1 protein-coding gene is annotated in these 1204 nt (G+C 61.0%); it reads right to left on the bottom strand.

Annotation, left to right across the window (positions count from 1 at the left end):
• Nucleotides 1-433 (bottom strand): LEA type 2 family protein (locus tag G3N93_RS39805; RefSeq protein WP_206135502.1); only part of this gene is annotated, 433 nt, incomplete at its 3' end.
• Between the last annotated feature and the right edge of the window lie 771 nt (nt 434-1204).

The raw sequence follows: 1204 nt of genomic DNA, 5'->3' as shown, positions 1-1204 counted from the left end.
GGCCGAGCACGCCGCCCGCGAGCCGGCCGCGCAGCGCATACGGCAACTCGCCGTTCGCGGCCGCGCCGGGCAGGTTCCACGCCTGCCGCGCGGCGGCGAAGGCCGACACGGAAACCGGCACGTCGAGCACGGCCTCGCCGAAACGCGGCACGGTGCCCGAGCGATCGCTGACGCCGCTCGCGAACGGCGTGCCGTTCAGGTCGAGTGAGACCGAGATGCCGTCGTATTCGATCGGCGCGTCGTTGGGGTTCTGCACGCGCAGCTTCAGGCTGAAACGCATCTCGAGGCCCTGCCCGACGAGCGGGTCGAGCCCGGCGACGGTCACGTTCACCGGGTCGCGCGTCAGCCCCGCGCAACCGCCGAGCAGGAGCACGGCAGCGAACAGCAGCAGCACGGCGCGCAGCGGCGCGATACGGAACAGGGCTCGTAGCATGGGAGAACCTCCTCGCGGCAATCGGTGAGCGGATCGTCGCTGCATTGTACCGAGCACGCTTCCGCACGCCGGGTTTCGTAGTTTTCGCAGCCACGCGGGATCGTTAATAGATTAAAACTACGAAAATACCAGGCAAACGAAATGCGTATTAATGCTTTCCAGCATTCAATGAAGCACCGTGAATTCAATAGATGCAATTTCTAAATTTTTCGTTTCCTTTACCTAAAACCATCAAGTATATTTACGCATCCTTCGAGCAAGCCGACAAACCTTGAAGCCGCATAACGGTGTTTTTACGGAATGGCGACACGCCTTCCTGCCATCCTGCGACCAGGCCCGGCCAGCCCTGTAGGTCGTCTGTTCAAGGGGAAAGCGCGCCCGCGCAGGGCGTGCGGCTCCGTGTCGTGCGCGCGAAATCAATTCAGTACAACACGCGCCCGGCCATTTTGAACCGGCAAGTTAACCGACATCCGGAAATCCAGAGGGGGCAGTAAACCATGATTACATTCACGTAGTCGGCCGCCGTCTTTTCGAATAATCCGTCATTGGCATTTTCATCGCTGTTGATTAACGGCGAGGGGATTGTTTTTGCCGGCGTTTTCGCAGCACTGAACGATTCTTTCAACAATCGAGGTTTCAGTCATGTCGATCAACATTCGCAAGATGCGTTATCTGCCGATCGTCGCCGCACTCGCGCTCGCCGGGTGCGGTGGCGACGACGGCGGCGTGGGCTCGGCGTCCGCGCTCAGCTCCGCCGGCGCGCCGCACTCG

Origin of the sequence: Burkholderia sp. Se-20378, assembly GCF_017104665.1 — a bacterium.
Classification (GTDB): domain Bacteria; phylum Pseudomonadota; class Gammaproteobacteria; order Burkholderiales; family Burkholderiaceae; genus Burkholderia; species Burkholderia lata.
Note: the sequence above shows the minus strand (reverse complement) of the source record. Positions and strands in the feature narration are given on the sequence as shown.